We start from the raw sequence: 24,419 nt of genomic DNA on the forward strand, positions 1-24,419 counted from the left end.
TTATGCTATGCAATATCTACTACTTAAAAAAGTTGAACATGGCGTATCTATTACATATTCAAATGAATATAGGGATGCTTAGTATTGGGGATTTATATACATTGATTGCTGTAGCTGCTGTCTCAGGAATTTCCTACTTAAGTTTTTTTATTATTGTGCAACAGGCATCTATATCAGTTTCATGGGTGGTTTTAAAGGTATCTAAAAAACTTAAATATACAGATATTTTTGATCAAAAAAATAATGCAATTAATGGTGCGATGCTCTTATATAGTTTATATATGCTAATAGTCTTATTAGTTATGATAATTGCTGTAAGTCTGGGAAATGTTATAAATTATATTTCTCCTGCCATGAAGTTTATCGGTTTATTAGTAACATTGATACTAACTATAGCTACTGTTGTAGTCTTTTCATTTATAAGTATGCCAAATAGATCGATAAGATTGTTTTCAGCATTTGTATTTACCTTCTTTGCGCTATTAATTGGCCTAGGAATGCCAGGTTTTTTTACACATGTTTCATTGAGTCAAATTCCTATAAAAGCCCTTAACCTTTCAAAAGGTGATGTTCTTATCGTTGCAAAACGAGACGAGCTAATCCCATTAATTAACTCGGCAAAGCATAAAGGAAGAGCAATATTAAAAAAACATTTAGATTGTTCAGATAACTCACAGTTTTGTACACTGGTAAACGTTAATATTTTATTTCAGGGCATAGGCTCAAATACCAAAATTAGAGTGCCTATTTCAGAAAGTGAGACTATTGATGTAACAATACCAAACTCATCAATTATTGCTATTTATGATGCGCCTATAAAAGCTCATAATAAGGCCGACACTAATAAGGACAAACAATGAAAATCCTCAACTTACGATTCAAAAATTTAAACTCTTTATATGGTGAATGGACAATTGATTTTACTAATGCTGATTACATAGATAATGGGTTATTTGCGATTACAGGCCCAACTGGAGCGGGTAAATCAACCATATTAGATGCGATTTGTTTGGCGCTTTATGGGCAGACGCCACGACTAAAAATTATCTCTGAGTCGGTCAATGAAGTAATGTCACGCCAAACAGGAGAATGTTTTGCAGAAATTACATTTCAGACGAATGAAGGTGTGTATCAATGTCATTGGAGTCAACGCAAAGCGCGAGGCAAAGCAGATGGAAAGTTGCAATCACCAAAGCATGAAATCAGTGATTATAATAAGGCTAAAGTATTAGAAACAAAAATCAAAAAAGTTAAAGAGCTCGTTGAGCACAAAACAGGAATGGACTTTAAGCGTTTTTGTAAATCGATTTTGTTAGCACAAGGCGGCTTTACTGCCTTTTTAAAAGCGTCGTCAGATGAGCGATCTGAAATCTTAGAGCAAATGACGGGTTCTGAAATTTATAGTGATATTTCCAAAATGGTGTATGCGCGTGATAAGCAGGAAACAGATAAAGTTATATTATTACAAAAAGAGTTAGAAGGTATTCAGGTATTATCACAAGAGAAGCTGATACAACTAAATAATGATCTTGTCATTAACAAGTCACTGATTGAGCGATTAGATACTAGCGAAAAAGTCTTAAGTGATAAAGTGAATTGGCTTCAAACCATTGAGAAGCTTGAACATGAGGTGTCGCAGCTACAAAAGCAATATGAGCATATACAGCAACAGCAAGACGCATTCAAACCAAAACAGCAGCAATTGATCCGTTTACAGCAAGTCAAAGAGATGAATCCAGTTTATGAGGCTTATCAGAGTGTTTATGCTGAGTTAAACAAAGTGAAAGATCAGATTGATACTTTGCAGCTTAAGCGTCCACAGTTACAAAAAGATGCGGATCGATTTGTAGAAAAATCTAATGCGGCAAAAGCAGGTTGGCAACAAGCTAAAGAAGCTCAAGGAGAACAAACTCCAATCATTAAAGACGTGCGCAAGCTTGATCATAATATTCAATATAAACAAGATCAATTGCATCAGCTTGAAAAGAGAGTCAATGCATTAAATACTGAGCTGACGAATCAACAGAAGCAGAGAGAAAGTATCCAACAGGGTATCATTAAGCTTGATAAAGCCAATCAAGATAATATTTTATACACTCAGGATCATGCGGTTGATCAGAGCTTGGTTAGTGATTTTCAAAGCATCAAAATGCAAGTCACTTCAATCAATGATAAGCACAATGCACTTAATGATTATCATACTGAAGTTGAAAAGACGCAAAAGCAACTAGATCAAGCTGTGCAGCAACAAGATCAATGCCAACAAACGGCGAATATTGCTAATAATGATTTAGATCAAGCTAAGCAGTATTTGGCAACATTAAGTCTTAATCTTGAAAGTATATTGGCAGGTAAGCAGCTTGAAGATTATGAGGAGACTTTGGAGCTTAAACTACATATCCAAGAGCAGCAAAAAGTCATTATTCATTTAGAGAAAGAGCGCCACAAGCTCATTGATGGAGAAGCTTGTCCGTTGTGTGGCGCGTTGGATCACCCTTATACACAGGACTTACCAGTATTTGATGCAGATGATGACATTAAAACATTGAAATCACAGATTAAAAAAATAAAAGCATCGCAAAAAGAAGTTTCTGAGCAAGAGAAGCAGGTTATTAAAAAGCAGCAAGTGTATGGTGATTCAACGACGCAGTTACGTGTGGCAGATGAAAAAGTAACAAGTGCCAAATCAGTATTAGCTAAGGCAAAAGAGCAACGATCACTAGCGCAAGAAAGCGTATCACAGGCAATGTGTCAATTTAATGAAATGTTGAATAAATATGGCATGGTAGTAACACATGTTGGGCAACTCTCTGAAGTCAATGATGACCTACAACAACGTCTGGATCAATGGCAAAAAACGCAACAGGCACTGCAAAACTATGCACAACAAAAACAACAGTTTACTGAGCAACTAAATCTTGTTGAACAGCAAATTAAGCAGAACAATGCTTCTATACAACAAGAGCAAGCAACAATAGCTAACCTCAATGAAGAAAAGAAATCACTTGTCCAAGATCGGCAACAGTTATTTGCAGATAGAGATCCTGATGAATATGAGCAGCAATTGCAACAAGCAGTTGATCAGGCTCAAAAGCAATATGATCATTTTGCTAAAGAGGTAAAAGCGAGTGATGATAAAATACTCGAATTGAAGACTCAATTAAGTACCTATCAGGCATTGCAAATAGAAAAAGACAATGAGACTAGGCAGCGGCAACAGGACTTTTATGAGCAGCTAAAGTCATACAATATGATGGATGAAGATGCCTTTAAAGAGCTTTTAAAGCAAATAGATCAAATCAAACCATTGCAACAGCAAGCGGAGCAATTACAAAATCATTGCCGTGAGATCTATAGTCAGCTAAACATTAAAAAGAATGAGTATAAACAACTTCATAATGCGTCATTGACAGACGAGAAACTGGAAAATTTGCAGCAGCAGCAACAGTTTATCCAAAATGAAAAACAACAAACGTATGAGAGTTTAGGGTCATTAAATACGCAATTACAAGCGCATGATAATGCCGTGTTGGCATTTGAAAATAAGCTATTGAGTGTTGATAAGCAAAAAACACAAGCGCAAAAATGGGCAAATCTTAGAGCATTGATTGGTTCACAAGATGGCAAAAAGTATCGCAATTTTGCTCAGGGCTTAACTTTTGAACTGATGGTTAATTATGCCAATCAGCAATTACAACAGATGAGTGATCGCTATCTGTTAGTGCGTGATAGCAATGAACCTTTAGAATTAAATGTAATTGATAATTATCAAGCAGGGGAAATACGCACGACAAAAAACCTCTCAGGAGGTGAGAGTTTTATTATGAGCTTGGCTTTGGCACTTGGTTTATCCAAAATGGCAAGTCAAAAAGTTCGTGTTGACTCTTTATTTTTAGATGAAGGTTTTGGTACATTGGATGAAGATGCGCTAGAGATGGCGTTGGAAGCACTATCACATTTGCAGCAAGATGGTAAATTAATCGGTGTGATTTCGCATGTCCCAGCACTTAAAGAGCGTATTAGCTCGCAGATCAAGGTCACTCCAATCTCAGGTGGAAAAAGTGTATTAAGTGGTGTGGGGTGCTGAGGTGGTTAATGTTAAAGACATTAGAAGTGACGGGGCATGATTTAAATGCGCTGGTAAGTACTTTGCAAGAGGACAAGTCTCTTAAGTTTATGGGTGTTCCAGAGCCAACTAGAGCACAAATTGTTCAATCCCCTTATGCTAATATCCTAGAAAATGATGATTGGCAAAAGGATGTCTTAAACAAAGTCAGTGCTGAAAAATGGAAGCAGTATTTGCAAGAGCAAGATCAGAACCTAAATACAGTAAACAAGACTACAGACCTACAATCGCTTATTTATCAAAAGATTCTCAATCAACGATTAAAAGTTATGCGATCAAATGCTCAGATGATACTAGAGGAGACGGGGAGTAATGCCCTATATCTAGTTATTGGATTTTTACATTGGGCTGATGATGGTTCAGAAAAAAGTAGGCAGGCTCCTTAAAAAAGTAGCGCAACGCTTTGGTCCAATTAACTATAGTGATGGTTGGCGCCGATTAAACGTTTTATTGACCAGAGCAAAAAGAAAAATGGAGATTTTTACTTCAATGCACTCACGTGATATTCTTTGCTCAGAAAGTGCTGTACAACGTGGAAAAAAAGCACTTAAGGCATTTTTGTATTTTTGTGAGTCTGGACATGGCTATATGCCAATAAAAACAGCCAAGTCACCAAAAAGTGACTTTGAGGTTGCTGTTATTGATATGTTGCAAAGCCATGGTTATCAATGTGAAGCGCAACTAGGGGTTGCTGGTTATTATTTAGATATTGCAGTTATTGATCCTAATAATCCAGGGCAGTACTTGCTGGCGATTGAGTGTGATGGTGCAAGCTACCACAGTGCTAAATCAGCCAGAGATAGGGATCATTTGCGCCAAAGCGTACTGGAAAATCTAGGGTGGAAGATAATAAGAATCTGGTCAAGTGACTGGTTTAAAAACCCACAGGCGCAAATTCAGCCAGTATTAAATGCCTTAGAAAAAGCATCAGGTAAAGCTTTGGCTTAGTTAGTGAGCTTTAATTTACCCCAGATGAGTTGGTTATAAGTTTTTAATATTACGTAGATCTTTACTGTACTGCAAAATCAGTTTGTCTTTGGTAACTAAGTTTATACCCTCAACTACTGACTGAGCAATTAAAGCACGATCAAATGGGTCTTTATGAATATCGAGTGTTAACGTGCGTAACCAGTTGGCATGATCAGCTAGAAAGGGTAAAGATTGTAATCCGGATTCTTCAAGATGATGGGCAAAATCAGGAGCAACGTTGAGTTTGCCAATAGATTCTTTAATGGTGATTTCAAAGATGCTCATTGCACTGAAAAAGATATCATTATCAGGGTTTTCAATGATTTTAGTCAACTTGGCGGATAGTTTTTGAGGCTCATATAATAGCCAAATTAAATAATGGGTATCGAGTAAATACATTTATTCACCATAAAATAGTTGGTCAATAGCATCATTGGGCGCGTCAAAATCTTCAGACATATAGTAGGTTTGCTCAGCAAGTTTTCCGATAATACGCTTTTTCTTTTCCACAGGAATAATTTTAGCGACTAATTTTTTATCGCGTGTGATTAGAATTTCCTCACCAGAGTTTGATACTAAATTAATGAGTTTGGGAAAGTTTTGTTTGGCATCGCCAATACCATAAATATGATGCATAAGAACCTCGTTCAATTAGATAGTATGCTTACTGTGCTTTTAGTATATGCAATGATTCCTTGATTGTCCAAATAATCCTAAAGTTAGTTTTTATGCTCTAAATGCTCATGAATTAATCGATGATAGTTTATAAAGCGTTGTTTGCTGATCTTACCAGCATCAACGGCTTGACTAATCGTGCAACCTGCGGTGCTTTCGATATGCTCGCAGTTTCTATATTTGCACTCATTCTCTTGTTGAACAAACTCTTTGAAGCCGGCGAAAATATCCGCTTTGTTTAAATGCCAAATGCCAAACTCACGAATGCCAGGGGAGTCGATAATATGGGTACCTTGGTCTAGGTGAAATAATCGCGCGCTTGTTGTGGTATGTTTGCCACGATTATTCTGTTCTGAAATCTCGCCTGTTAGTGTTACATTCGTGCCAAATAATGCATTGAGCATCTCAGATTTGCCAACACCAGACTGACCAACGATAATCGACGTTTTGTGCTTCAAAAGCATCTTCAGTGCCTGCAGATTCTCATGCTGCAATGCCGAACAAGTAATTAGCTCATACTCTAGCTTGCGATAAAGATGGATAATAGTTTCTAGTTGTGCTTTGTTATTAGCATCAGCAAATAAATCCATTTTGTTTATCACAATAATCGGTTTAACACCCATATGATGTGCTGCAACAAGATAGCGATCGATGTAATGTTCAATTGGTGTGGGAGTAACGGCAAGCATAATAATTAATTGATCAATATTCGCTGCCATAGTTTTATGATTGTGTGCAAGTTTACTAGGCCGTATTAATGCATTATAGCGCGGCAGTATTTGGCAGATAATACCGTATTGACTATTGTTCTGTGGTAGGTATAGCACTTTGTCACCAGCCACAATAGCACCTAAATTCTGGCGATATTGACAAAAAATAATGTCACCGGCTTGGCTTTCAACTTCAATGAGTTTACCACAATGTGATATAACAAGACCTGACAAAGCATTTGATAAGTCCTCATTAGATGCTTTATGTGTTTTGATATTGCGAAGTTGTTGTTTACTTAAATTGCGTTTTGACAACGGTATTCTTAATTCTCATCAGGTGTTTGATGTAGATTATAGCTGTTGGCATAAAATAATACAGCGTAAATTGTTGATTAATCTCTATTAATTTGCTAATAAATCTTGAAATTAATCAAGCTTCAAGCCATTATTTAAAGCGGATATAAACTTATACATCAAGTAAGGAGTCCGCATGTTAAAAGGAAAATTTTTACTGACTTTCGATTGGGTTGTCAATTATTTTAAATCATTTAATCAAGCTGCAAATAAAGATAAAAAGACGCTGGAGCGTTTGCGCTATATTATGAAATTAGCAGCAGCAAGAGGGTGCAAGTCAAGTGCTACTTTTTTAGAGCAATTATGTCAGATGGTATTGTCAGTGACTGAAATTCGCAAAGGCACAAAGCGCCTAGCGGGATTTGTTTCCCCTGAGGAGATGAAGTTATTATTAAGTAGTATGTGATTGTATAAATATTAAACTGCTTTAGGCGAGCTTGGTTTGATATCCCATAACTTTTCTAATTGATAGAAATCTCTGGTTTCTTCTTTCATAATATGGACAACAACATCCGCTAGATCAACAAGAACCCAGTCGCTTTTGGCCTCACCTTCGATACCTAAAATGTTGATATTATTTTTCTTAGCAGTCATTTCAAGATTATTAGCTAAGGCTTTGGCATGGGTCCCCGAGTTTGCAGTACAGACCACGACATAGCTCATCAGCTCAGTTAAATGCTCTACATTCATAACCGTGATATCTTCAGCTTTGACATCTTCTAATGCACTAACGGCTAGATCTAGAATTTCTTTTGTTTCCATGGTTTAGTAGGATTTTCTTGTCGATTTTCAAAGCATAGCAGTTTAGTCGAAGTTGAGAAAACAAGCAAGGAGTATATATAACTGCCTTGTCATTGATGTTTCGTCTCTTTGATTTTATGGCTTAAGAAGTTATTCAGCTATCATTTATTGCGAGATAACCAAAATTCTAGTGTATTATTTTTGAGCTGGTGCACAATATTTTCTAAGTACAAGATAGCCAGCAATTCCTGAAATCAATGATCCACCGAGTACTCCAACTTTGACCATATTCATAAGCTCAGGTGTTGAAAAGGCGAGTGTGCCGATAAAAAGGCTCATAGTAAAGCCAATACCACAAACTAAGCCAATGCCATAGAGTTGTGCTATAGAGAGTTGGCGCCCAATGGTAAAATATTTGGTTTTACTAAATAGATACAGGCTAATAAAAATACCAATTTGTTTACCAAGAAATAACCCCAAGATAATACCTAGTGATACGGGGTGAAATAGATGTGACACACTCATGCCACTGAAACTAATACCAGCATTGGCAAAAGCAAACAACGGTAACACCATAAAAATAATCCAAGGGTTTAAACCATGCTCAAGTTTTAAAAGAGGCGAGTTTTTCTCAGTGTGTGGAATGGTCAATGCTAAAGCGACACCGGCAAGAGTGGCATGCACTCCCGATTGTAAAACGCACAACCACATGATGACGCCAACAACCATAAATGGTGCGAGCTTTCTAACACCCAAACGATTCATACAAATAAGTATCACGATACAGATAAGGGCAGCAAATAATGACACAAGTGATAAGTTGCTGGTGTAGAATGCTGCAATAATTGCAATAGCAGCAATGTCATCAAAGATTGCAATGGTGGTAACAAGTATTTTAAGTGATGTAGGAATACGTGAACCAAGAAGAGCTAGTATACCTAAAGTGAAGGCAATATCGGTGGCTGTAGGAATTGCCCAGCCATCAATATAGCTTGAGTTATGCTGATTAATCAGAAAATAGATAAGTGCAGGCACCAATAAGCCAAAGAAAGCAACAATAGCAGGAATAATAATATTGGATTTGCTTGAAAGTGTTCCACCTACAAATTCACGTTTTATTTCCAAACCAACCAATAAAAAATAAAGTGCCATAAACCCATCATTAATCCAGTGAACTAAACTTTTCTGAAAGGCGAAATTACCAATGGATACTCCAGCATACACTGTGTCAAGCATGTGGTAATATGGACTAAGCCACGAATTATTGACAACGATTGCAGCAACTGCAGCTGTGAATAAGATAATGCCACCAATGACTTCAATACTGAGCTTTTTCTCTTTGCTCATGAATGGTTTTCCTCTTCTTTATCTTCATTAAATTAACTTGCTTTTATGGTAGAGCGTTTTAAAAATTACTCAATTTGCTTTACAGCAAGCGTTTGGATTAGTGTGGTTGTGATAGTATCTCTATAGATAGAATACTCATCTTCGTTTTTAAAATAAGCTTGGCCTGTACGTACAAATGGACCTAAAATTAAGCCAAAGACCATACTCGTTACAGCCTCATCACTGAGGTTGCTTGTGATTTGACCTTTATTGCGATAAATCTGTAAGTAATCTAAGAGTGTTTTCCATTTACTACCTTCTGGCGCATTACCCAAACCAAAAAGCTGGTTTTTGCCATTTTCAAGGCGCTGCCAATCAAAGAGTCGTACAATATCAGGATTGGCGTATAATAATTGCAAGCGCATATTGATAAAATATTGTAGAAATTCAGCAAAATTACGGTCTTTATCAAGATTATAATCTCCCATCCAACCGCTATCAATCAAGAGACTCACTTTGACCTCTTGCCATAAGTGAACCTTGTTTTCAAAGTAATGATAGATCAAAGACACAGGGACATTTGCTTTGGTTGCAATATCGCGTAGTGAGGTGCCGTCAAAGCCTTTTTTGACAAATAACTTTTTAGCGGCATTAATGATTTTCTTTTGACCTTTTTGCTTTTCTGCCACACACGGACTCCTTATGTTACTGCCTTGGCATTATATAACGCTTGTAAATTATTTTACAGACTTTCCTAGCTGGCTTTTGGTAGCCATTGTTTTTTTTGATGCAACACGAAGAGAGGTTTTGCTATAAAATACTTGTATCCCCCGCTCATTATGTATTTGTTAAAACAGTTGAGAATATATAACGAGAGCTATGTTTTCTTAAGCGATGTGCAGGTGTCACAATGCTTGGAAAATGGGGATGGTTTGGTGCATCTGGATAGTCATGTGTTTCTAGGCATACACCACAATATGGTTGATATATTTCATCATACTTGCCTTTGCAGTTGCTTAAAAAATTAGCGGTATATAACTGTAATCCTGGATATGTAGTCAATAATTGCATATGGATACCGGTAGTTTTGCTTGTTAGCTCAGCACATAACTGATATTTCAATGTTTTATTGTCGTATTTAGATAGAATATAAAAAATATCATAGCCTTTATTTTGGCGTAATCTTTTATTATTTTGCAATAAACTATCAGTCAATGACTTAGATTGGGAAAAATCAAGCGCATCATGCGCTTTAACGGTTTTTCCCGTTGGAATCAGCTGATCATCTGTTTCAAGATAAGTATCGCAATAAAGTGTTAGTTCATGTTGATCTAATTTATTATGCGTGTTGCCATTGAGATTAAAGTAGCTGTGATTGGTGAGATTACTAATCACAGCATTTTCATTGGTTTGAGTAAGATAATCAACTTGTAGAGTACCATCGGATAAGATCAAATATTCAATGGTAATCGTCATTGGTCCTGGTAAACCACCGTAACCATCTTCAAGCTTGATGTGATAGGCAACACCTTGGGCGTGCTCATTGCTAATGATGGACTGTTGCCAAACTCTATTTTTTAAATTACCAATATGTAGCGCATTTGCTGACTCGTTGTCCGAGAGTCTGTAGATGTGATCATTTAAGATAAATTGCGCGTCGGCTATGCGATTGGTGACAACAGCATGGACTGCTCCCAAAGATGGATTGTTTCTTTTAAGATAGTCTTGATAGTGATCAAATCCTAAAACGATATCTTGCCAAGCTTGATGCTTGTCTTGTACCCACAGCGATTGGATTACCGCACCGATATTTAAAAGTTGTAATTTAATGTGGGGGTGATCGATGTTGATTTGGTAAATGCCAAGTGTTTGGTCTAAGCATCGGCTATGAATATGCGTTGTTGAACTGTTGTTTTTCATCGTTGTTTAGTTTACTCCATCTAGTAAATGAACTCCTTGATAAGCGCGTGAGATATAAAAAGTCGGTGATTTTTTAAAGCGGTTGTAATAAGCGGTTTTCAGGTGATGCTGATAATGATCAATAACGTGATTTTGAACTAAATGTATCGTGCATCCGCCAAAGCCACCTCCTGTCATCCGTGCACCGTATACTCCAGGGTATTCAATCGATAACTCAATCAGGTAATCAAGCTCATCACAGCTTACTTTATACTCATGTTGTAATGCGTTGTGTGAAGCATACATCAGTTTGCCAAGCGTCAGCCAGTCATTGTTTTTCATGGCATTAGCAGCCTGTAGAACACGATGATTTTCATTAATAATGTGTTTGGCACATTGAAAGCTCTCAATATCCAATAAATCTCTTGATGCCATTAATTGCTCAATGGTTAACGCCCTTAATGACTTGATATTAAAAGTTGTTGCAACTTTCTCGCATGCTTGACGGCGTTTGTTATAAGCAGACTCTGCCAGGTTGTGCTTAACATTACTATCACAGATTAGTAGTGATACATCGGTTAAATTAAAAGGGATATGTTCTGTTTTAAGTGATTGGCAATCAATCAAAAGTGCGTGATTCTCATAAGCGGATGCGCAGACCATTTGATCCATAATGCCACAAAGTGTACCAATATATTGATGCTCGACTTGTTGCGCTAATTTGGCAATATCGATCTTATCAAATTTAAGTTGATAAAGTGTTGTATAAGCGTAACCTAAGGCAACAGTTAAAGAGGCTGAGGATGATAATCCCGCACCAATCGGCAAATTACTAGAGATATAAATGTCAGCACCTTTAGTTTTTATTATTTCTTTAGCACTTTGCTGGATAAGTGACAGCATGCCGCCAACGTAGCGGCACCATTGTAAATGTTCTGAAGCTGAAAAATTATTTAAATCAAAGCGATCCAATTGATCCATGTTTTTGCTATAAACGCTGACTTTAGTATCATTGCGTGGTGCGATGGCAACGGTTGTCCCCATATTGATTGCCAAAGGCATAACAAAGCCATCATTGTAGTCGGTGTGTTCACCGATTAAATTAACACGTCCTGGTGCGTAAAAGCATTGATAATCTTGGCGATTAAAGATTGATTGATAGTGATCATGTAGATCATTGTTATGTTTTGCTAATATCATAATATGCTTAACCTCTTTGCAGCGTCTTCGGGTGTAATATCACGTTGTGATTCAGCGAGCATTTCAAAACCAACCATGAATTTTTTAACCGAAGCTGAACGTAGTAGGGGTGGGTAAAAATGGGCATGCAATTGCCAAAATGGGTCATCTTTCGCATAAGGGGAGCCATGCCAGCCCATAGAATATGGAAATGAAACACCAAATAGTCGATCATACTTTTGTAGCAGTGCCTTAAGAATGCTGGCAAGTTTAATTTTTTGATTTTCATTTAGGTGGTTTAGATGTGCGCAATGTGACTTAGGAATTAATAATGTTTCAAACGGCCAAACAGCCCAAAATGGCACCACAACAAGCCATTCATCATTCTCAAGTACAATACGTTCTTGTGCATTTTGCTCACGCTTAACATAATCGATGAGTAAATTACTTTGATGATTTTGATAGTAAGTTTGTTGCTGACGATGCTCTTTGTCAGCCTCAGTAGGTAGAAAATCACAAGCCCAAATTTGCCCATGCGGATGAGGGTTAGAACAGCCCATAATATCGCCTTTATTTTCAAATACTTGTACCCATTGATAGGTTTTTGAAATCTCATTAACCTCACCCTGCCAAGTAGAGATCACTGCTGTAATGTCCTTTTCATTCATCTTGGCCATACTTAGGCTGTGATCTGGAGAGAAGCAAATCACCTTGGCAATACCATTGGCTGGTTGCGCTGCCATTAATGTATCTGTTAAATGGTTAAAGTGTTCATTGGCTTGTGCTGACATCAAGGCTGGAAAATCATTATCAAAAACATAAGTCTCTGTATACTGAGGGTTTTTGACACCGTTTGCGCGAACATTGCCCGGGCATAGATAACACTCTGGATCATAATGCGGTCTTTTATTAGACATTTTTACTTCATTGAGTCCCTGCCATGGCCTTGATAATCGATGTGGCGAGACGACAACCCATTCGCCTGTGAGTGGGTTACGGCGGCGATGTGAGCGCTCAAATAATGGATTTGTTGATGTCATAATGAAAAGCCACTGTCTAAATGTTGGGAATTTACAGTAGATGGTAGCGAAACTAAAAAGCGGATTCAAATGGTTTCATGCTTTTATGAAGTGCTTGAGTGTTAACTTTAGAAGTATTGATTGATGCTTGATCATGTTGTCAGGCTTAATCAGTAAGATTCTTAAAGCTCTTGGAAAATAATAAACAGGTAATATATTTACAAATAAAAATTAAATCGATAACATACAATCGAAACTTTGGTGAAAATTGGAAATGTAGAAAATGCAAATAGGGAGGGCGTGATGAAAGAGAAAAAATTAAATGCAATAACCATACGTGTTGCCATTATTGGTGCCTTGGCTGGGCTTTTATTTGGGATGGATATTGCCTATGTTAATGGCTCATTAGATTTAATTGTCAAAAACTTTAGCTTAAGCTTAACGCAGTCTCAACATGTTGCGAGCACATTACTTGTTGGGGCTGCAATTGGTGCAATTTTTAGTGGTTTTCTATCACGACGCTTTGGGCGAAAAGTGGTATTGATCATCGCGGCATTGATTTTTACCGTATTTACATTTGTAGGTGTTTTTGCACCTAACTTTGATGCTTTATTGGTATCACGATTTGTTGTTGGATTAGCCGTTGGTATTGCTTCTTTTATTTCGCCACTATATCTATCAGAAATTGCACCTAAAGAGTTTCGGGGTGGGATTATTGCCATGTACCAATTTATGATTACGATTGGTATTTTCTTAATGTATCTGTGTAATTCAGCCTTAAGTTCAACAGGCTCTTGGCGTATTATGCTTGCCAGTATTGCCATTCCATCAATTATTATGTTGCTAGGTTGTCTAACCTTACCTCGAAGCCCACGCTGGCTTATTCTAACTGGACAGGAAGAAAAGGCACTAGTTGTGTTAAAAAGAATTCGAGATAATGATGAAGAAGCTTATAAAGAAGCAGATGAAATTAAAAATACAACCAATATCAAAGGCGGTGGCTTTAAAATGCTACGTCATGGCTTTTTCTTAAAAGTACTGCTATTAGGGATTTTATTGCAAGCATTTCAACAGTTTACTGGGATGAATGCCTTTATGTATTACTCAACAGATATTTTTAAAATGGCAGGTTTTAGCAATCCTGCAGTAGCAACAATTGTCATTGGTCTGGTAAATGTATTAACAACTATTTTAGCGATAAAATATGTCGATAAATTTGGGCGCAAACCAATTCTTTATTTTGGCTTGAGTTTATTGGTTTTATCTTGTCTTATCGTTGGTATAGTGTTTAAAACGCATTACTCGGTTGAGCTGATCAATAACCTACCTGTTTCACATATGCAGCTTAGCTCTGCTGTGCAATGGATTACACTGATTTTTTGTTTGGTATTTATATTTGGTTTTGCAATTTCAATGGGGCCGATGATTTGGATTATATGCTCTGAAATCCAGCCGCTAGAAGGCCGCGATTTTGGAATTACTGCATCAACGACATCAAATTGGGTTTGTAATGCTATCTTAGGGAACTTTGCGTTAACATGGTTAACTTTTGCTCCAGGAAATACTTTCTTTGGCTTTGGGTTGGTCTGTCTTGTATGTATGTTCTTTACTAAATTCTTTGTTCCTGAAACAAAAGGTGTTTCATTAGAACAAATAGAGCAAAACTTAAAATCAGGCAAACGTCTTGCACATATTGGGCGTTAATTACAACTGTGTTTTAGCAATACAAATAAGTACTTCATCTTCTTTGATAAAAGCCAAAGGCTCTTTGACATATTCAATTTTTCCTGAAATTAATTGACAGCGACATGTGCCGCAAACACCGTTGCGACATTGGAAGTTAGCGGAAACACCTTGTTGTTCAATACACTCTAGTATTGTTAATTCATTATTATCGATCGTTATAATTTGCTCATTGAGCTTAATACGGACCATTGTTATAGTTCAAAATCACTAAAGGCATTGTCTGAAACATTACTATCGATTTGTCCGACAAGATATGAACTAATCTCAGTTTCTTGGGGGGCGACTTGGACATTATCGGAATTAAGATAATGGTTAATCCAGGGTATTGGATTGCCTTTGGGAGCGGCAATATCATCGGTATTTAGCCCAACTGCTTGCATCCGCTCTTTGGCTAAGTAGTCAATGTATTGACAAAGAATCTGTTCATTAAGTCCCAAAATAGAGCCTTGCGAGAAGAGATACTTTGCCCAGGCCTTTTCTTGTGATATAGCTTCTTTAAAAATAGAATTAGCTTCATCATGCATACTATGTGCAATCTCGGTTAGTTCAGCATCACCGTCTTTGCCAGAGAGAATGATATTAATCATATGTTGGGTGCTGGTTAGATGTACGGACTCATCACGAGCGATAAGCTTCATGATCTTGCCACATCCTTCAAGTTTCTTTTGCTCAGAAAAGGCAAATGTGCAGGCAAAACTGACATAGAAACGAATTGCTTCAAGTGCATTAACGGCATGTAGTGCTAAGTAGAGCGCTTTTTTAACACTTTGTTGATTTACGCTAATGGTTTTACCTTCAATGCTATAGTTTCCAGTACCTTGCGTTTGTAAAAGCTGTGTTTGCATAATCAACTGATCGTAATAGTAAGTGATGTTTTCAGCGCGTTTCCTAATCTCAGGGTTGTCAACAATGGCATTAAACACAGGACTTGGATCATCCATCAACGATCGCACCATATGTGTATAGGAGCGGCTATGAATTGTTTCAAAAAAGCTCCAAGTTTCAATCCACGTTTCAAGCTCAGGTAAGGATACAAGTGGTAAAAAGGCGATATTTGGACTGCGCCCTTGTACTGAGTCTAGCAAGGTTTGATATTGCAAATTAGACAAAAAAATATGTTTTTCAATCACATTGAACTTTTGAAAGTCAACGCGATCACGACTTAAATCAATCTCCTCAGGACGCCAGAAGAAAGACAACTGCTTTTCAATTAAGCGTTCAAAAATAGAGTGCTTTTGTTGGTCAAAGCGTGAGACATTCACGGGTGTGCCAAAAAACATCGGCTCATGCAATTGATTGTTTGAAGCCGTTTGAAACGTCGAATAATGGTAGCTTTGTGTCATATTAGTTTATTATCCTTGTTCATCATTATATTTTGCAAGCGCCTGATTCACACTCGTCGATATCTGCTATTTCAATGACATGATCAGTTGATGTTTTGCTTTCTTTGGCATGATCACGCGTGTTGTGATAATAAAGCGTTTTTAAGCCATATTTGTAAGCGATTAATAGATCAGACATCAATGTTTGCATCGGTACTTTGTGATCAGTAAATTTAAGTGGGTCGTAGTTGGTATTAGCGGAAATTGACTGGTCAATAAATTTCTGAATAATCGCGCATAGTTGTAAATAGCCACTATTATTAGGCATTTGCCATAACAGCTCATACTGAGACTTTAACCGATGAAGCTCAGGCACGACTTGCTTTAATACGCCATCTTTACTTTGTTTGATCGAGACCAGTCCGCGTGGTGGCTCGATGCCATTAGTAGCATTTGATATTTGCGATGAAGTCTCTGATGGCATGATTGCACTTAAGGTTGAATTACGTAAACCATATGTTTTAATGTCTTTACGCAAGACTTCCCAATCATACTGCAAAGTAAAATCAGCAAACGCATCAATACTTTTTTTGTAATGATCAATCGGTAATAAGCCTTGGGCGTAGCTTGTTTCATTGAAATATGTACAAGCACCTTTCTTTTGAGCTAACCTGTTCGATGCCTTAAGTAGATAGTATTGGATTGCCTCAAAGGTTTGGTGTGTCAGTTTGTTAGCACTCCCATCACTGTATCTGACATGATTTTTAGCCAAGTAATAAGCAAAATTAATCACACCAACGCCTAAACTACGACGCGCTTTTGCTGGAATTTTTGCCGATGCTAATGGATAGTTTTGATAATCTAATAAATGATCTAAGGCGGTGACGATTAACGTGGATAAATACTCTAACTCATCAAGAGAGTCAAGCGCACCCAAATTAAATGCTGACAAAGTGCACAATGCAATCTCGCCATTTTCATCAAAAATATGCTCAAGTGGCTTAGTGGGTAAGGTGATTTCCATGCACAGATTAGATTGTTTAATCGGCGCAAGTTGTGCGTTAAATGCCGAGTGTGTATTACAGTGATCAACGTTTTGAATATAAATACGCCCAGTTTGTGCGCGTTCCTGCATTAAAAGTGCGAAAAGCTCACTTGCTTTAAGTGTTTTTTTACGGATATCAGGATTGTTTTCTGCAGTAATATAAAGCTTTTCAAACTTGCTTTGATCAGCAAAAAAAGCATCGTACAGACCCGGCACATCACTGGGACTAAACAGTGTGATATCTTTTTGTTCGATTAGGCGCTGGTACATTAAGCGATTGATTTGCACTCCATAGTCCAAGTGACGGATGCGGTTATCTTCAACTCCACGGTTATTTTTAAGCACCAAGAGGGACTCAACTTCTAAATGCCATAGTGGGTAAAACAAGGTAGCAGCACCTCCGCGCACACCTCCTTGTGAGCATGATTTCACGGCTGTTTGAAAATACTTATAAAATGGAATGCACCCAGTATGTAATGCTTCACCTTGACGGATTTCGCTGCCTAGTGCGCGTATTTTGCCGGCATTAATCCCAATGCCGGCACGTTGTGATACATATTTAACAATCGCAGATGCTGAGGCATTGATTGAATCCAAACTATCATCGGTATCAATAAGCACACATGAGCTAAATTGTCTTGTAGGGGTGCGCACACCGGCCATAATCGGTGTAGGTAAAGAAAGCTTAAATTGACTAATCGCATCATAAAAATCAAGTACATGTTGCATGCGTGTTTGTTTGTCATGTTTTGAAAATAGGCAAGCACTGACAAGCATATAAAGCATTTGCGGTGTTTCGTAAATCTTGCCAGTGACACGATTTTGCACCAGATATTTGCCTTGCATTTGATTCACCGCAGCATAAGTGAAGTTCATATCACGCCAGTGATCAATATGTGTATTCATTTGCTCAAATTCAGTCTGTGAGTAGTCATCTAGTAAATGGCCATCGTATTTATTTGCTTTAACCAGTGCTTGCACATGATCATATAAATGCGGTGGTTCAAATTCGCCATAAGCTAATTTACGCAAGTGAAAAATCGCCAAGCGCGCTGCCATATATTGATAATCTGGTGTTTCTTCAGAGATTAAATCAGCAGCAGTTTTGATGATAATCGCCTGGATATCTGCTGTTTTCATACCTTCATACAACTGAATGTGTGATTGCAGCTCAACTTGTGAAACCGAAACATTCTCTAAACCCTCAGCAGCCCACGTGATCACGCGATGGATTTTATCAAGGTTGACAGGTTCTAAACGCCCTGAGCGTTTGGTAACATTTACATTCATTCTTTATCCTCTATCCGCGGTGGTTTCAATAGGCGATCGAGAACAAGGACATAGGCTAGCAAGGAACATGGTGATATTGATTTATTATTTATCAACCAATGCCAAATATTTATGCCATATGTGCTTTGTTCCACGAAAGCTTGTTTAACATAAAATCTATTAACCAATGGCAGATATTCGGGCTTATGGACGCGTTAAACACCTACTAGATACTGCTTCCCAATCGTTTCGATCAGTGCATGTCTTTGAGTCTCAAAAGGTGAGAATCAACGTGTATCGTTTGTTTCCAATTACCGCTGCGGGCCAGCTCTGGAGTCACACCAGATTCCCTCTTGCGTTGCGCAAACCTGCGCAAACCATTAGCGATGTTGCGATAGAATTCTATAGCGTTTAGTGGAAAAAAGCGAAAGTTTTATTTGTGCTTAATCTGGTAATTTGCTCTTGATAATTTCTTTGATCAGCTGTAACTGTAGCTTCATCACCGTTTTGGCAATCGTTTGTTTATTGCGAATATTTTTAAGCGCTATCGCATAATCATATTGCGTTAAGGCTTTCTGAATTTTATCACACAAGCATATATTAAATATAGCTTGAGGTTTTCCTTGATAAAGATGTCTTAGTGCTATCTGAAAATCGTTAAAAGCTGATTTATTGCGCAGCGCATCAATTGTCTTTAAGGTTTGCAAAATATCTTGTTCTGGCTGTTGTTGTAAGATGCTAAAAAACCAATGGTGACGGTAGAGTCTAAGACATAAGGACTGCGTGGTTTTTGGTGGCTTAAGTTCGTTTAATATTTCTATGAGCTGTTGTTCATTGTCTAGATATACAAACATTAAAGCAAATAAAATATCGTTGTTCTGGCATTTAAGCACAATGGCATTTAATAGTGGTTTAAGCCGATTAAGCGGAAATTTTTGTAAGGGTTTGAGGATATGTTTAAAGGCACCTAGCTGCTGTAATATTGATAGGAAGACTTCAAAATTTGGCGTATTTAATGCGTGTATAAATTCCTGTAAAATGCGCTCGTGAGATAAAGCTTCTAGCTCGTTATTGGCAATAATTGTTCGCATAAGTTTGAGTGTTTCATCCGCAATCGTAAATCCAAGATAATTGAGTTTTGCAGCAAAGCGTGCCACTCGTAGCACACGCAAGGGGTCCTCGCAAAAAGCGTCACTAACATGACGAAGTTTTTTATTTTTAATATCATCTTGACCATTGAATGGATCATGCAGTTTGTTATTTTCATCAATTGCCATCGCATTGATCGTCAGATCACGTCTTTTTAAATCTTCAATTAAGGAAACATCCTCAGTATTGAATTGAAAATTTTGATAGCCAATTCCTGTTTTTACTTCAGTGCGAGCCAGCGCGTATTCTTCGTGTGTTTCTGGATGCAAAAACACGGGGAATTTTTTACCTACTTGGATAAACCCAAGTTTTAGCATATCTTCAGGTTTGGCATTAACTACGAGCCAGTCATGATCTTTGACAGGAAGGTCTAATAATTGATCGCGGACAGCGCCACCGACTAAGTATGTTTGCATGTTTGTTGTAGCTTAAGCGAGCTTATTCTTTATGTTATCAGTAAATTTAGGTAAACTCTGTCACAATTTTTGCTTCTTAAATAAAATAAAGATAAAAATATGCACGTTTCTGGAAATGCGAATAAAAAAACCTATAGTTTATACAAAAGACTATTATGGGAGGTCAGATCACTATGGCCTTTATTACTCATCTCTATCATCGGTAGTATCATCTATTCGGCGTGTGATGCTTATGCAATGTATTTAATTAAGCCATTATTAAACAAAGGATTTACACCAACAGGGGGTGAGTTTTTAAAGGGCATAGCATTGTTGTTTTTACTGTTATTTACTTTGCGTGGTATTGGTTCTTTCTTATCATCATTTTTTATGGGGAAGCTTGGTGCGCAAGTTGTTTATCGCTTTCGCAAGCGTATGTTTGGCAAATTTTTGGATCTGCCGGCACATTATTACGATAAAACCTCGTCAGGCAAATTACTTTCTAAGCTTTTATATAATGTCGATCAGGTAACTAGTGCCACAGGTTCAGCGATTATCACTGTCGTGCAAGATGGTACTTTTGTTATTGGACTTATTATTGTGATGGTGGTGACCAGTTGGCAGTTATCGATTACAGTGATTGTTGTTGCTCCTTTTCTTGCTGTTTTTATCACGTGGATCAGTAAGAAGTTTCGTCACTATAGCCGTAATACGCAATCGGCGATGGGTTCGGTAACACATTTTGCTGAAGAAGCCCTTATTAACTACAAAGAAATACGTGTATTTGGTGGGCAAAAGTATCAACTGCAAAAGTTTGACCACAACTTAACATATACTTATCGCCAGCAAATCAAAACCTTAATGCTCGATGGTTTATCCTCACCAATTATTCAGTTTATTGGTGCGATTGTTATCGCGGTGATTTTATTTATTGTTGCAACCTATGGCTTAAAAGAGGGGGGCTGGCTTGATGCAGGTGGCTTTGTTGCCTTTTTTGCATCAATGATGGCTATTCTCAAACCAATTAAAAACTTAACCAATGTGAATTCAACCATTCAAAAGGCAATTGCAGCAACGGAGGATATCTTTGAGATCTTAGATGCAAAATCTGAAGAAGACAAAGGGACTAAACAGTTGTCACATGTTAAAGGGCAAGTTGAATTTAAAGATTTAAGCTTTTCTTATCCTGAGTCTAAAGAGATGGTATTAAAGCATATCAATTTAGTGGCAAAACCTGGTCAAACCATTGCTTTAGTAGGGCGCTCAGGAGGTGGTAAAACAACGATGGTGAATTTGTTAGCACGTTTTTACCAACCGACAAAGGGGCAGATCTTATTAGATAATGAAGATATGCAATCACTGACTTTAGCAAACTTGCGTAGCCATATCTCGTTGGTTTCTCAGCATGTAAATCTATTTGATGACACACTTTTTCATAATATCGCTTATGGTCGAGATGGGGATGTTAGCGAAGAAGAAGTCATTGATGCGGCAAAAGCAGCCAATGCTTGGGATTTTATTGAGAAATTGCCTAAAGGTTTATATACCGAGGTTGGGCAAAATGGTTTAAGTCTATCCGGTGGGCAGCGCCAACGTGTTGCGATCGCCAGAGCACTGTTGAAAAATGCACCGGTATTAATCCTAGATGAAGCAACCAGTGCGCTTGATAATGAATCTGAACGTATTGTGCAGCAAGCACTAGAGCGATTGATGAAGGATCGTACGACCTTTGTTGTGGCACATAGGCTATCAACAGTCGAACACGCTGATCAGATTGTGGTAATGGATGGTGGTGAAATCATTGAGATCGGTAATCATCAATCTCTTTTGCAAAATGCAAATAGCTTATATTATCAACTCTATCATCAATCCCTTCATTAGAGTGCTAAGTGATGCAAAAGGACTGGTACACAATACATAAAACTTGGCGCGCAACTATATTGACACCTTTGTCATGGCTTTTCTCATGCATTGCCAAGAAGCGTAGAAGCAAGCTACAAAAAGATGCTTATAAAAGCAAATTACCAGTGATTGTCGTTGGCAATATTGCTGTTGGAGGCACAGGAAAAACTCCTGTGGTTCAGGCCACTTGCCAGTATTTGCAGCAACAGGGTTATCACCCGGCGATTATCACCCGTGGCTTTGGTGGCAAGGCGGTACATTACCCTTTTATGATTGATCATGTGACTACAGCAAGTATCTGTGGCGATGAGCCTTTTATGCTACATCAACTATTAAAAGATATTCCGATTGTTATTTCACCTAAACGTGTCAAGGCAATGCAGTATATTGAACAAAAATTGAAAGCTGTTGATGTGATTGTCAGTGATGATGGTTTGCAGCATTATGCGATGCATCGAGATATAGAGATTGCAGTCATTGATGGTGAACGTCGATTTGGCAATGGCTTGTGTCTGCCAGCAGGACCGTTACGTGAGCCTATTACACGCTTAAAAGAGGTTGATATGATGATTATCAATGGTGGCGGTAGGGTCAGTGTAAGCAATAAAGCGCAATATGATATGCAATTATTGCCGCAAAGTTTAGTGTGCTTAGCAACAGATCAGCAGGTCGCTCTTGATCAATTTAGTAAACTGATGGGCAGTGCATGTTATGCTGTGGCTGGCATTGGTCATCCCAAGCGTTTTTTTAATACATTAAAGAACTTAGGATTCACTGTTAAAGAGTGTGCTTTTAAAGATCATCACCAGTTTACACCAGAAGATTTTAAAGCGATAGATGATGAAAAACCTGTAATCATGACGTATAAGGATGCAGTAAAGTGTCAAAGCTTTGCCAAAAGTAATTGGTATTACTTATCCATATCGCCTGAAATTGAAGAAGGTTTTTTTGAAATATTAAACAAAAAACTATCTCTGCTAGAGAGGGGGAAGGGGGGAGGAAAACTCTAACAGAGAAACTTGTTTAATCAAGTATTTTAATCTTGTGAATAAAAACTTATTTGATCATAAAAGTTTGGGGTTGATCTGTGTTGTTCACTTTACTTTGGCGAACGTAGTCGATATATAAGTCAAATAATTTCATCGTATTTACCTCTTTGGTTGTGGTTTGTGCGGGATTTGTTATAAGAATAACAGAAAAAAATTAATTTACAGTTTCAGTGGCGTATTGTTATGTATCAAAATTGTTACAGGGTTATGAGCGCGAGCAATTCAATGTCAGAAATAGTGTAAAATGATGTGCAAGCGGGATAGAAAAGCACCATGGGCTACTATAAAATATAAAAACAACAGTTGACGGAGCCGTGTTTTGCAGATTATCGATACGCATGTTCACTTTTGGGATTTAAATCAAAACATAAACAGTTGGGTTTTAAAGCAATCAAACGAAGGACTCAAGCAGAATTTTTTACCGCAAAGTCTACAGCAGAAAATGTGTTACAAGCTCTATGGTGCAGTACATATTGAGGCGCATGATAGTTGTATTGATACGGAGGTTGAAATTAAATGGTTGATGAAAGTGGCTCAAAAATGCCCTGAGCTGCAAATCAAACATATTGCTTATGTTGATATGACGCTAGCAAGAAAGCAGTTCATAGCTAAATTAGACAAGCTAAAACAATATCCACAAGTCGTTGGTATTCGTCATATTTTGGCGTATGAAAAGGCAGTTGATTACTCTCCTGAGTTACAGGACTTATCGATGCACCCAAATCTTTTAACTAATCTACAAATATTGGCAGACTATGGGTTTATTTTTGACTGCCAAGCCTACCCACAACAGTTGTTAAATCTTGCACCATATCTTAAAGCATCACAAATCAAAACTGCGATTGAACATTGTGGTTTGCCATTATGGGATCATAACGACCAGCGCATGTTATGGCAGCAAAGCATGCAAGTTTTATCGGAAATTGAGTCGGTTTCACTAAAATTATCTGGGTTACAAATGCTAGGTCAGACGGAAAATAACAAGGCTATTGTCGAGTATGCTATTGATTGTTTTGGTTACCAAAGGGTGATGTATGCATCCAATAATCCTGTGTGTTTTCGTGATGATCCACTTGAATGGTTTGAAACATTGTATCAGTTATGTGGTGGTAAAAAAGACATTTTTTATGATAATGCATTCACATTTTATCAATTTTAATCCTCTACAAAAAGCTAGGGATTGGTAGATTACAAATTATTATCAACAATCAACTGAATCAATAAAAGTCGACAATACATTCTTTGTAATCCAAATAGAAACAACTGTTTCCTAATAGTTTCTTTGTTTAAAATGTTTACCGTGTGAAAATTAGTCATCAGCAGTGATGATGCAGATTAAAATACTTTTCATAACTAGGAAATAATAGTTTGATGTGTTTTCTGAGAAAACATAGTGCTTATTGTGTTTTTTGGCATTGCTTGGAGGCTCTTATCGTAAGGGATAGAGATAATTATAGTCATTCCAAAATATTTCCATACTGCTTAATCAATTCTTCTAAGGCTGTATATTCTCCATATATCATTTTCTTTTTCATAATTGCAAT

Annotated in this window: 22 protein-coding genes and 1 riboswitch; of the genes, 9 read left to right on the plus strand and 13 right to left on the minus strand. The window is 37.5% G+C overall.

The window, feature by feature from the left end; translation table 11 throughout:
• The 4 genes from DNK85_RS09260 to DNK85_RS09275 form a co-directional block, all read left to right on the plus strand.
• A partial coding sequence (locus DNK85_RS09260) for a hypothetical protein (RefSeq protein WP_208123165.1) occupies positions 1-860 on the plus strand: 860 nt, incomplete at its 5' end.
• Positions 857-4,087, plus strand: a complete 3,231-nt coding sequence (locus DNK85_RS09265) for an SbcC/MukB-like Walker B domain-containing protein (protein WP_119329290.1) — start codon at positions 857-859, stop codon at positions 4,085-4,087. The genes DNK85_RS09260 and DNK85_RS09265, both read left to right, overlap by 4 nt.
• Before the next feature lie 8 nt (positions 4,088-4,095).
• The gene (locus DNK85_RS09270; RefSeq protein ID WP_119329291.1) at positions 4,096-4,512 is read left to right on the plus strand and encodes a DUF4011 domain-containing protein; all 417 of its coding nucleotides are present in this window, start codon (positions 4,096-4,098) and stop codon (positions 4,510-4,512) included.
• Positions 4,478-5,074, plus strand: coding sequence for a DUF559 domain-containing protein (locus DNK85_RS09275; RefSeq protein WP_119329292.1), 597 nt, complete (start codon positions 4,478-4,480; stop codon positions 5,072-5,074). Before DNK85_RS09270 ends, DNK85_RS09275 begins: the two co-directional genes overlap by 35 nt.
• A 33-nt stretch (positions 5,075-5,107) precedes the next feature.
• Here DNK85_RS09275 and DNK85_RS09280 read toward each other — a convergent pair whose 3' ends face one another.
• The 3 genes from DNK85_RS09280 to rsgA all read right to left on the minus strand — a co-directional run bounded on the left by DNK85_RS09280 (position 5,108) and on the right by rsgA (position 6,795).
• Positions 5,108-5,494 (minus strand): type II toxin-antitoxin system VapC family toxin, encoded by a 387-nt coding sequence (locus DNK85_RS09280; RefSeq protein ID WP_119329293.1) that lies wholly within the window; start codon positions 5,492-5,494, stop codon positions 5,108-5,110.
• Positions 5,495-5,731, minus strand: a complete 237-nt coding sequence (locus tag DNK85_RS09285) for a type II toxin-antitoxin system Phd/YefM family antitoxin (protein ID WP_119329294.1) — start codon at positions 5,729-5,731, stop codon at positions 5,495-5,497. It lies immediately after the preceding gene.
• Between the two features lie 83 nt (positions 5,732-5,814).
• Positions 5,815-6,795 carry a ribosome small subunit-dependent GTPase A gene (rsgA, locus tag DNK85_RS09290; protein WP_162896650.1) on the minus strand — a complete coding sequence of 327 codons (981 nt, stop codon included), beginning with the start codon at positions 6,793-6,795 and terminating at the stop codon, positions 5,815-5,817.
• Between the two features lie 175 nt (positions 6,796-6,970).
• Between rsgA and DNK85_RS09295 the strand changes: the two genes are divergently transcribed.
• The gene (locus DNK85_RS09295; RefSeq protein WP_119329296.1) at positions 6,971-7,240 is read left to right on the plus strand and encodes a hypothetical protein; all 270 of its coding nucleotides are present in this window, start codon (positions 6,971-6,973) and stop codon (positions 7,238-7,240) included.
• 11 nt (positions 7,241-7,251) lie between these two features.
• Here DNK85_RS09295 and rsfS read toward each other — a convergent pair whose 3' ends face one another.
• The 6 genes from rsfS to DNK85_RS09325 form a co-directional block, all read right to left on the minus strand.
• The gene (rsfS, locus tag DNK85_RS09300) at positions 7,252-7,596 is read right to left on the minus strand and encodes a ribosome silencing factor (protein ID WP_119329297.1); all 345 of its coding nucleotides are present in this window, start codon (positions 7,594-7,596) and stop codon (positions 7,252-7,254) included.
• Positions 7,597-7,770: 174 nt separating this feature from the next.
• Positions 7,771-8,922: a Na+/H+ antiporter NhaA gene (gene nhaA, locus DNK85_RS09305; RefSeq protein ID WP_119329298.1), complete on the minus strand. Its 1,152-nt coding sequence runs from the start codon at positions 8,920-8,922 to the stop codon at positions 7,771-7,773.
• A 65-nt stretch (positions 8,923-8,987) separates the two neighbouring features.
• Positions 8,988-9,590 (minus strand): TetR/AcrR family transcriptional regulator, encoded by a 603-nt coding sequence (locus tag DNK85_RS09310; protein ID WP_162896651.1) that lies wholly within the window; start codon positions 9,588-9,590, stop codon positions 8,988-8,990.
• A gap of 148 nt (positions 9,591-9,738) precedes the next feature.
• Positions 9,739-10,821, minus strand: coding sequence for an aldose epimerase family protein (locus DNK85_RS09315; RefSeq protein ID WP_119329300.1), 1,083 nt, complete (start codon positions 10,819-10,821; stop codon positions 9,739-9,741).
• A 6-nt stretch (positions 10,822-10,827) separates the two neighbouring features.
• On the minus strand, positions 10,828-12,003 hold the full coding sequence (locus DNK85_RS09320; RefSeq protein ID WP_162896652.1) for a galactokinase: 1,176 nt from the start codon (positions 12,001-12,003) through the stop codon (positions 10,828-10,830).
• Positions 11,997-13,019 (minus strand): UDP-glucose--hexose-1-phosphate uridylyltransferase, encoded by a 1,023-nt coding sequence (locus DNK85_RS09325; protein WP_119329302.1) that lies wholly within the window; start codon positions 13,017-13,019, stop codon positions 11,997-11,999. The genes DNK85_RS09320 and DNK85_RS09325 overlap by 7 nt, the downstream gene beginning before the upstream one ends.
• Before the next feature lie 246 nt (positions 13,020-13,265).
• Between DNK85_RS09325 and DNK85_RS09330 the strand changes: the two genes are divergently transcribed.
• A complete protein-coding gene (locus DNK85_RS09330) occupies positions 13,266-14,702 on the plus strand; it encodes a sugar porter family MFS transporter (protein WP_268876845.1) in 1,437 nt (478 codons plus the stop codon).
• On the opposite strand, the gene yfaE is transcribed toward DNK85_RS09330, so the two are convergent.
• From yfaE to DNK85_RS11920, 4 genes are all read right to left on the minus strand, one after another.
• Positions 14,703-14,933 (minus strand): class I ribonucleotide reductase maintenance protein YfaE, encoded by a 231-nt coding sequence (yfaE, locus tag DNK85_RS09335; protein WP_119329303.1) that lies wholly within the window; start codon positions 14,931-14,933, stop codon positions 14,703-14,705. It abuts the gene before it with no gap.
• Positions 14,934-14,935: 2 nt separating this feature from the next.
• Positions 14,936-16,087, minus strand: coding sequence for a class Ia ribonucleoside-diphosphate reductase subunit beta (nrdB, locus tag DNK85_RS09340; RefSeq protein WP_119329304.1), 1,152 nt, complete (start codon positions 16,085-16,087; stop codon positions 14,936-14,938).
• A 25-nt stretch (positions 16,088-16,112) separates the two neighbouring features.
• Positions 16,113-18,401, minus strand: a complete 2,289-nt coding sequence (gene nrdA, locus DNK85_RS09345; RefSeq protein ID WP_119329305.1) for a class 1a ribonucleoside-diphosphate reductase subunit alpha — start codon at positions 18,399-18,401, stop codon at positions 16,113-16,115.
• 151 nt (positions 18,402-18,552) lie between these two features.
• Positions 18,553-18,777, minus strand: a riboswitch (cobalamin riboswitch).
• A 46-nt stretch (positions 18,778-18,823) separates the two neighbouring features.
• Positions 18,824-19,945 carry a CCA tRNA nucleotidyltransferase gene (locus tag DNK85_RS11920; RefSeq protein WP_119329306.1) on the minus strand — a complete coding sequence of 374 codons (1,122 nt, stop codon included), beginning with the start codon at positions 19,943-19,945 and terminating at the stop codon, positions 18,824-18,826.
• Between the two features lie 99 nt (positions 19,946-20,044).
• On the opposite strand from DNK85_RS11920, the gene msbA reads away from it, so the two are divergent.
• From msbA to DNK85_RS09365, 3 genes are all read left to right on the plus strand, one after another.
• The gene (gene msbA / locus DNK85_RS09355) at positions 20,045-21,805 is read left to right on the plus strand and encodes a lipid A export permease/ATP-binding protein MsbA (RefSeq protein WP_119329307.1); all 1,761 of its coding nucleotides are present in this window, start codon (positions 20,045-20,047) and stop codon (positions 21,803-21,805) included.
• Between the two features lie 11 nt (positions 21,806-21,816).
• Positions 21,817-22,836, plus strand: a complete 1,020-nt coding sequence (lpxK, locus tag DNK85_RS09360) for a tetraacyldisaccharide 4'-kinase (protein WP_119329308.1) — start codon at positions 21,817-21,819, stop codon at positions 22,834-22,836.
• A gap of 358 nt (positions 22,837-23,194) precedes the next feature.
• A complete protein-coding gene (locus DNK85_RS09365) occupies positions 23,195-24,034 on the plus strand; it encodes an amidohydrolase family protein (RefSeq protein ID WP_119329309.1) in 840 nt (279 codons plus the stop codon).
• Positions 24,035-24,419 lie beyond the last annotated feature (385 nt).

Source organism: Cysteiniphilum halobium (assembly GCF_003574425.1).
GTDB lineage: Bacteria > Pseudomonadota > Gammaproteobacteria > Francisellales > Francisellaceae > Caedibacter > Caedibacter halobius.

Coding starts and splice junctions, on each gene's coding strand:
- msbA (WP_119329307.1), top strand. CDS start 20,045: ATGCACGTTTCTGGAAATGCGAATAAAAAAACCTATAGTTTATACAAA.
- DNK85_RS09295 (WP_119329296.1), top strand. CDS start 6,971: ATGTTAAAAGGAAAATTTTTACTGACTTTCGATTGGGTTGTCAATTAT.
- DNK85_RS09265 (WP_119329290.1), top strand. CDS start 857: ATGAAAATCCTCAACTTACGATTCAAAAATTTAAACTCTTTATATGGT.
- DNK85_RS09325 (WP_119329302.1), bottom strand. CDS start 13,019: ATGACATCAACAAATCCATTATTTGAGCGCTCACATCGCCGCCGTAAC.
- DNK85_RS09285 (WP_119329294.1), bottom strand. CDS start 5,731: ATGCATCATATTTATGGTATTGGCGATGCCAAACAAAACTTTCCCAAA.
- nrdB (WP_119329304.1), bottom strand. CDS start 16,087: ATGACACAAAGCTACCATTATTCGACGTTTCAAACGGCTTCAAACAAT.
- lpxK (WP_119329308.1), top strand. CDS start 21,817: ATGCAAAAGGACTGGTACACAATACATAAAACTTGGCGCGCAACTATA.
- DNK85_RS09275 (WP_119329292.1), top strand. CDS start 4,478: ATGATGGTTCAGAAAAAAGTAGGCAGGCTCCTTAAAAAAGTAGCGCAA.
- DNK85_RS09270 (WP_119329291.1), top strand. CDS start 4,096: ATGTTAAAGACATTAGAAGTGACGGGGCATGATTTAAATGCGCTGGTA.
- DNK85_RS09315 (WP_119329300.1), bottom strand. CDS start 10,821: ATGAAAAACAACAGTTCAACAACGCATATTCATAGCCGATGCTTAGAC.
- DNK85_RS09280 (WP_119329293.1), bottom strand. CDS start 5,494: ATGTATTTACTCGATACCCATTATTTAATTTGGCTATTATATGAGCCT.
- DNK85_RS11920 (WP_119329306.1), bottom strand. CDS start 19,945: ATGCAAACATACTTAGTCGGTGGCGCTGTCCGCGATCAATTATTAGAC.
- nhaA (WP_119329298.1), bottom strand. CDS start 8,922: ATGAGCAAAGAGAAAAAGCTCAGTATTGAAGTCATTGGTGGCATTATC.
- yfaE (WP_119329303.1), bottom strand. CDS start 14,933: ATGGTCCGTATTAAGCTCAATGAGCAAATTATAACGATCGATAATAAT.
- rsfS (WP_119329297.1), bottom strand. CDS start 7,596: ATGGAAACAAAAGAAATTCTAGATCTAGCCGTTAGTGCATTAGAAGAT.
- nrdA (WP_119329305.1), bottom strand. CDS start 18,401: ATGAATGTAAATGTTACCAAACGCTCAGGGCGTTTAGAACCTGTCAAC.